The 6,528-nt window shown below is 35.0% G+C and carries 5 protein-coding genes; 2 read left to right on the top strand and 3 right to left on the bottom strand.

Annotated elements, in window-relative coordinates:
* Positions 1-536 precede the first annotated feature (536 nt).
* Positions 537-1,214 carry a DUF4294 domain-containing protein gene (locus ACNQGJ_RS16535; RefSeq protein ID WP_417974957.1) on the bottom strand — a complete coding sequence of 226 codons (678 nt, stop codon included), beginning with the start codon at positions 1,212-1,214 and terminating at the stop codon, positions 537-539.
* 83 nt (positions 1,215-1,297) lie between these two features.
* On the opposite strand from ACNQGJ_RS16535, the gene ACNQGJ_RS16530 reads away from it, so the two are divergent.
* Both ACNQGJ_RS16530 and ACNQGJ_RS16525 read left to right on the top strand, forming a co-directional pair.
* Positions 1,298-2,386, top strand: coding sequence for a M42 family metallopeptidase (locus ACNQGJ_RS16530; RefSeq protein WP_417974959.1), 1,089 nt, complete (start codon positions 1,298-1,300; stop codon positions 2,384-2,386).
* A gap of 173 nt (positions 2,387-2,559) precedes the next feature.
* Positions 2,560-3,015, top strand: a complete 456-nt coding sequence (locus ACNQGJ_RS16525; protein ID WP_417974961.1) for a DUF1801 domain-containing protein — start codon at positions 2,560-2,562, stop codon at positions 3,013-3,015.
* Positions 3,016-3,073: 58 nt separating this feature from the next.
* Here the strand turns inward: ACNQGJ_RS16525 and ACNQGJ_RS16520 are convergent, their stop codons facing one another.
* Together ACNQGJ_RS16520 and ACNQGJ_RS16515 are read right to left on the bottom strand one after the other, a co-directional pair.
* Complete coding sequence (locus tag ACNQGJ_RS16520) at positions 3,074-4,027, bottom strand: phosphoribosylaminoimidazolesuccinocarboxamide synthase (RefSeq protein WP_417974963.1); 954 nt, start codon at positions 4,025-4,027, stop codon at positions 3,074-3,076.
* Between the two features lie 80 nt (positions 4,028-4,107).
* Positions 4,108-6,480 (bottom strand): S9 family peptidase, encoded by a 2,373-nt coding sequence (locus ACNQGJ_RS16515; protein WP_417974965.1) that lies wholly within the window; start codon positions 6,478-6,480, stop codon positions 4,108-4,110.
* Between the last annotated feature and the right edge of the window lie 48 nt (positions 6,481-6,528).

Below are 6,528 nucleotides of genomic sequence, written 5' to 3'. Positions count from 1 at the left end.
TTTAACCTTTTATTGTCTTTTTCTTTAACTCACTGATATCACGTTTTTTGAAGGAAGAAGTTTTTTATACAAAACTACAATCCAGTACCCATTACACTCGTTTTCTTGTCGAAATCCTCTATTCCAGTAACGGAAGAGTGCCTTCACCAGCATTTTTTTGTTTAGTACATTCTTTCGAAATTTAAACACTATTGCATTATTTGTAGTTCATCAGTACGCTTTGCGACTTTAGAACTTACTTCCGGGTCATTAGAGCACAGATTAAACTAACTAAGGTTTTTTGTCCTATACATTATATCATGCTCTTTTCTATTCGCTCCTATATATAAGGTACCAAAATATTCGTCGAAACAATTAAAAACGCTGGCTTACCAAAGTTCGCGTTAGGGATAGCAGCGGAAAGCCCACAGGAAAACGAAATGAAATGGAGTTTTGCGAGGACTTATAGCGCATAGCCCGACTCCTTATATAAAGAGAGGCAACTATATAATTAATAGTTGCCTCTCTTTATATAAGGTGGAACGCACAAATGGTTTTTATTTTTTCAACTTATCGGCTCTGGACTCCCAGGAATCCGTTAAATTATCGTAATCAACTGGTTTTGCCGGGTTTTGATTTTGTAATCTTCCGGAATCAAATGCCCGTACTAATATAGATTCAATCAGATAGTCTTCGTTAACATCAAAAGGCGCATACTTTGTTTTTAAATTGATGTCAAACATACTTGCCGCCGTATTCGACCAAAATGCTTTCCAGCCACTTTTGAGGTTTTTAACCAATTCAAAAGTTGTGGTGCCAGTTTGACGATGGATGAGCTTTACCAATATTTGACCTTGTTTACGGGAAAGCTTTTTGAGTTTAGCTTCAAACTCGTCACTCAGATAACTTTCTACTATCTTAAAATATCTTTTTTTCTCTCTATTTGTTTTAAGGTTTGCCATTCCTTTATTAAGAATCGTCAATCGCTCCGAAGCTAGTTTTGCATAAGGATAGGTTTTATAGACACGACTTTGAAGGATTAAGAATTGCTTTCTTGCTTCGGGATCCATTTTCGCTTTATAAATTAGCACTTCTGGTAATTGAATAGTATCATTAATATTGTATTCGTCATCTTCTAATTCATACCCCATTTTTGTAGTATCTTGAGGTATTTCCTGTGCATTAACAGACAAAGTGATCAATAGAAAAAACAACAAAAATTTAATTAGCTTCATATTAGGAAAGTTTAATTGCCAAAATTATACATTATATACGCAACTGTAATGCCAAATTTATAATTTAGCAAAAAAATAATTTTATGAGCACAAAATCAATATTAAACAAGTCATCACTTGAGTTTTTAGAAAACTATCTTAATAATGCCTCGCCTACAGGATATGAAAGTGGTGGCCAGAAATTATGGATGGATTATTTAAAACCTTATGTTGATACTTTTATAACGGACACCTACGGCACAGCGGTAGGTATTATAAATCCTGATGCTCCTTATAAGGTAGTGATTGAAGGTCATGCAGATGAAATTTCATGGTACGTAAATTACATTACAGATGATGGATTAATTTACGTGATCAGAAATGGTGGTTCGGATCACCAAATAGCCCCTTCAAAACGCGTCAATATTCATACTAAAGCAGGAATTGTAAAAGGAGTCTTTGGCTGGCCTGCTATTCATACACGAGTGAGAGACAAAGAAGAAGTGGCTAAAGTTAACAATCTATTCATTGACATTGGTTGTGAAACCAAAGAGCAAGTAGATAAAATGGGCGTTCATGTAGGTTGTGTGATTACCTATCCTGATGAATTCATGATTTTGAACGAAAACAAATTTGTTTGCCGCGCGATTGATAATCGTATGGGTGGATTTATGATTGCCGAAGTGGCTCGTTTGCTACACGAAAACAAAATAAAACTTCCTTTTGGATTGTATATTACTAATTCGGTTCAGGAAGAAGTGGGACTTCGCGGTGCTGAAATGATTACCAAAACCATCAAACCCAATGTAGCAATTGTAACCGATGTTTGCCATGACTCCACTACTCCAATGATCGATAAGAAAATTGAAGGGGAAACCAAAATTGGTAAAGGCCCAGTCGTTACATATGCGCCGGCTGTTCAAAATAATTTGAGAGAATTGATTTTAGAAACTGCCATGGCTAAAGAAATTCCATTCCAGAGATTGGCTTCTTCTCGTGTTACGGGTACTGATACCGATGCTTTTGCATACAGTAATGGTGGCGTTGCCTCAGCATTAATATCGTTGCCGCTGCGTTACATGCATACCACGGTTGAAATGGTGCATCGTGACGATGTTGAAAATGTGATTAAATTAATTTATGAAACCTTATTGAAGTTAGAAAACGAAGAAACATTCTCTTATTTCAAATAGTTTTAGGAGCTAATCCCGCTATCCGTTTTAATCTTTCTAGTCCTGAACTTGTTTCAGGATCCTGAAACAAGTTCAGGACTAGAAAGGATTTCCACTACTATCGGGGCTAAAAACCGCAATTCAAATTATGAATTGCGGTTTTTTTAGTAACTTTATTCAAATAATTCTTAAAAATGCAATCAACCGCGACATCTATCGAAGCCTACTTAGAAGAAATCCCTGAGGAAAGGAAAGACGCTTTTACAAAACTAAGAGAAATTATTCTAGAAAATATTCCAAATGGATTTGTTGAACAAATGTCATACGGCATGATTGGATATGTGGTGCCACATTCCATTTATCCTAGTGGTTATCATTGTGACCCGAAACTTCCTTTACCTTTTATAGGTATTGCATCACAGAAAAATTTTATTGCGTTATACCACATGGGGATTTATGCCAACCCAGTATTACTAAACTGGTTTATCACTGAATACCCAAAACACAGCTCCCAAAAATTAGACATGGGAAAAAGTTGCATCCGATTTAAAAAGAGGAACCAGATCCCGTTTGACTTAATTGCTAAACTTGTCCAAAAAATGTCGGTTCAAGAATGGATTACATGTTATGAATCACAAATTAAAAAATAAAAAAACCGCAATTCAAAATTATGAATTGCGGTTTTGTATTTACCTTTTCTAAAAATAATTATCTGTTGGCTAAATATTCCAAGACATTTTTCTCGATTCGTTCATCAATACTGGTGATATCTGCTTTTACAAATTTCTCTCCTAGGATATTTTCATATAATTCAATATATCTTTCAGAAACTGTTTGAATGTATTCATCCGTCATATTTGGAATTTGTTGTCCTTCCAACCCTTGAAAACCATTTTCGATTAACCAGCGACGAACAAATTCTTTCGACAATTGTTTTTGCTCTACGCCGTTGTCTTGACGTTCTTGATATCCTTCAGCATAAAAATAACGAGACGAATCCGGCGTGTGAATTTCGTCAATCAAGACAATTACCCCTTCTTTGGTTTTCCCAAATTCATATTTGGTGTCAACCAAAATCAAACCACGACTGGCTGCGATTTCAGTTCCTCTTTGAAATAAATCTCTTGTGAATTTTTCTAAAACGACATAATCTTCTTCAGAAACAATTCCTTTCGATAGTATATCCTCACGAGAAATATCAGCATCGTGTTCTCCATTATCGGCCTTGGTTGTCGGCGTAATAATAGCTTCCGGGAATTTATCGTTTTCTTTCAAATAGTCTGGCATTTTCACGCCGCAAATTTCTCTTTTGCCAAGCGCATATTCACGAGCAGCATGACCTGAAAGATAGCCGCGGATTACCATTTCTACTTTAAAAGGAACACATAAATGACCTACGGCAACATTAGGATCAGGAGTTGCAATTAACCAGTTAGGCACAATATCCTGCGTCAATTCCATGAATTTAGTAGCAATTTGGTTTAGAATTTGACCTTTATATGGAATTCCTTTTGGCAAAACTACATCAAAAGCCGAAAGCCGGTCTGTAGCTACCATAACCAGAAGTTCATCATTGATATTATACACTTCTCTTACTTTACCGCGGTAAACAGATTTTTGGTTTGGAAAATTAAAATCAGTAGTTGTGATGGTGTTGCTCATTATACTAGTTGTGTGTTTATTTTTGTTCTTGCAAATTTAAAACTATTTCATATAATTTCGCAAAGAAAAGAACGGAACTCTTACATTTTATTTTTATCTGTAAAACTATTTTTAAGCAACGTATCGTTGAATAAATTTAAAATGCGGCTGTATTCATCAACCCAAGAATAGGTTTCTTTAAAACCATGAGCTTCAACGGGGAAACTAGACAAACTCCAGTTTTTCTTACCAAATTCTATAAAACGCTGAGATAATCGAACAATATCTTTGTATTCAACATTGTCATCCACCATTCCGTGTAGCATTAATAAATCTCCTTGTAAATTATTTGCAAAATAGATTGGAGAACTTTTTTTATAAGCATCCGGATCCGTTTCTGGAAAATTAAGAATATTTCCAGTATAGCCATGATTGTAATGCGCCCAATCTGTAACAGAACGTAATGCTGCACCCGACGCAAACTCTTTAGGAGTTGTCAACATTCCCATCAACGTGATGAAACCTCCGTAAGAACCTCCATAGATTCCAACTCTTGAGGCATCAATTCCGTAATTTTCGACTAAATATTTTTTACCGTCAATTTGATCTGTTAAGTCCTTCCCGCCCATAAAACGATAAATTCCAGTTCTAAAATCACGCCCATATCCATCGCTGCCTCTGTAGTCAATATCCAAAACGGTATAGCCTAAATCCACCAATAAATTATGAAACATGTATTCTCTGTGGTATGTACTCCAATAATTATGTGCGTTTTGCAAATAACCGGCACCATGAACAAACAAAATAGCGGCTCTATTCGCATTGGCAGTTTGTGGCTTGTATAGTCTGGCATTTACGGGAGTTCCATCCTGCGCTTTGAAAGTAATCACTTCCGGTTCACGCCAAGAATATCCATTAAAACTTTCCGATGTAGAAGACGTTATCTGATTTAAGTTTGTATTCTTTTTATTAGGCGCTACATACAGTTCCCAAGGTTTATTTTTATACGAATAACGAACCAATAATGTACTTTCATCTGGCGACAAACTCACTTCATGAGCACCATCTTTAGTTAAAATTGGCTGTAAAACCATATTTACCACTTCCAATTTATAGAAATTTCTGTTTCCCGGATGCGTAGTCGTTGTGGTTAAATAAAAAGACTTTTTATCTTTTGCCAAACTTACGTTGCGCACTTCCCAATTTCCTTTGGTCAGTTGCATTTTCTTTTTTGACGTTAAATTATACGTATATAAATGGGAATAACCTGTTTCTTCGGATTGAAAATAAATAGTTTCATTGTCTCCTAAAAATCCCAGTGTTCCTCTTCCATAAGAATTAGAAGGAATTCCAGGTCCGCCAATCCAAGCTTCGTCATGTTGATGGTCTAATTCCTGAAAAGTTCCTTTTTCTAAATTTAAACTGACAATCCATCGGTCTTTGTTGTCCTGACTTCTTATTTCGGCAATAGCGTAAGAACCATTTTCATTGTAAATAGGTTCCTGGACTACGATTAATTTGTTCTTTTTTTCTGTCACTTTTGATTTTTCATACAACTCAAAATATTTAGGAACATCCTGAATGTAACTTAATGTTGAAAAATTTACGAAATAAACAGAATCTTTGGCAATGCTATACACTCCGAATTTAGTTGCCAACATATTATCTACAGAAACTTTCTCCTTAGTATTTTCATTTTGATTGTAGCCATCAGCCGTTATGAAAAGTTCCATTTTTTCATTCTTACGTTCTGTATCTTCTACTAATCTGAAAGTGGCGAAGTTTCCTTTTGGATCCACTTTTAAGCTTCCAAAGGTGTTTTTTCCATAATAATAAGGTTTTGGAAAATCAGATTTGGCGGTTTTTGATTTTGCCAAATTCCATTTTGTCAACGCTTCCTGATCTTTAATAAATTGAAACAGTTCTGCTTGCTGACTTTTCAAAAAAGATTCTTTTTCCGTTGCAGCATCTTCTCCTTTTCCTCGTCTGAAATTACTGATTTGAAGAACAGATCCTTCATTAGTATTAAATTGAAAAAGGTTTTCATTTTGTCTAAAATAAAGCACTCCTGGTACAGAACCCATTTGCAAATTAGCAATCGGACTGCTTTGTTGGTATAATTTTTTGGCTACTTTACTTTTCACAGCATACGAAAACAATCTTCCCTTATCGATGTAATAATACAAATCTGGATTGGTTGTTTTTTTTAAATCTAATTTTGAAAAAGCGGCGTCATTTGGAGAAGCTAATTCTGGTTTTGATAATCCATTTTTCCAAAAATAAGTACTCGTGCCCAATTCATTATTTGGATTCCAATCAAAAAAAACTTTTTGTCCATCTAAAGACCATCTTTCATTCTCTGGTTGCACACCTATGAAAGCATTACCTTTCATAATCTCTTCCAGTTTTAGCGTTTGACTTTGAATTGTTAAGGAAAATAAAATACAGAGAATAAAGATTATTTTTTTGTTCATTTTGGTTTTAGTTTTATTGGTAAATTGGGATGTATGGTTAGTTAAAAT

This window comes from Flavobacterium cryophilum (assembly GCF_048286555.1).
GTDB lineage: Bacteria > Bacteroidota > Bacteroidia > Flavobacteriales > Flavobacteriaceae > Flavobacterium.
The sequence above is the reverse complement of the archived record's forward strand: the minus strand, read 5'-3'. Positions and strand labels throughout refer to the sequence as shown.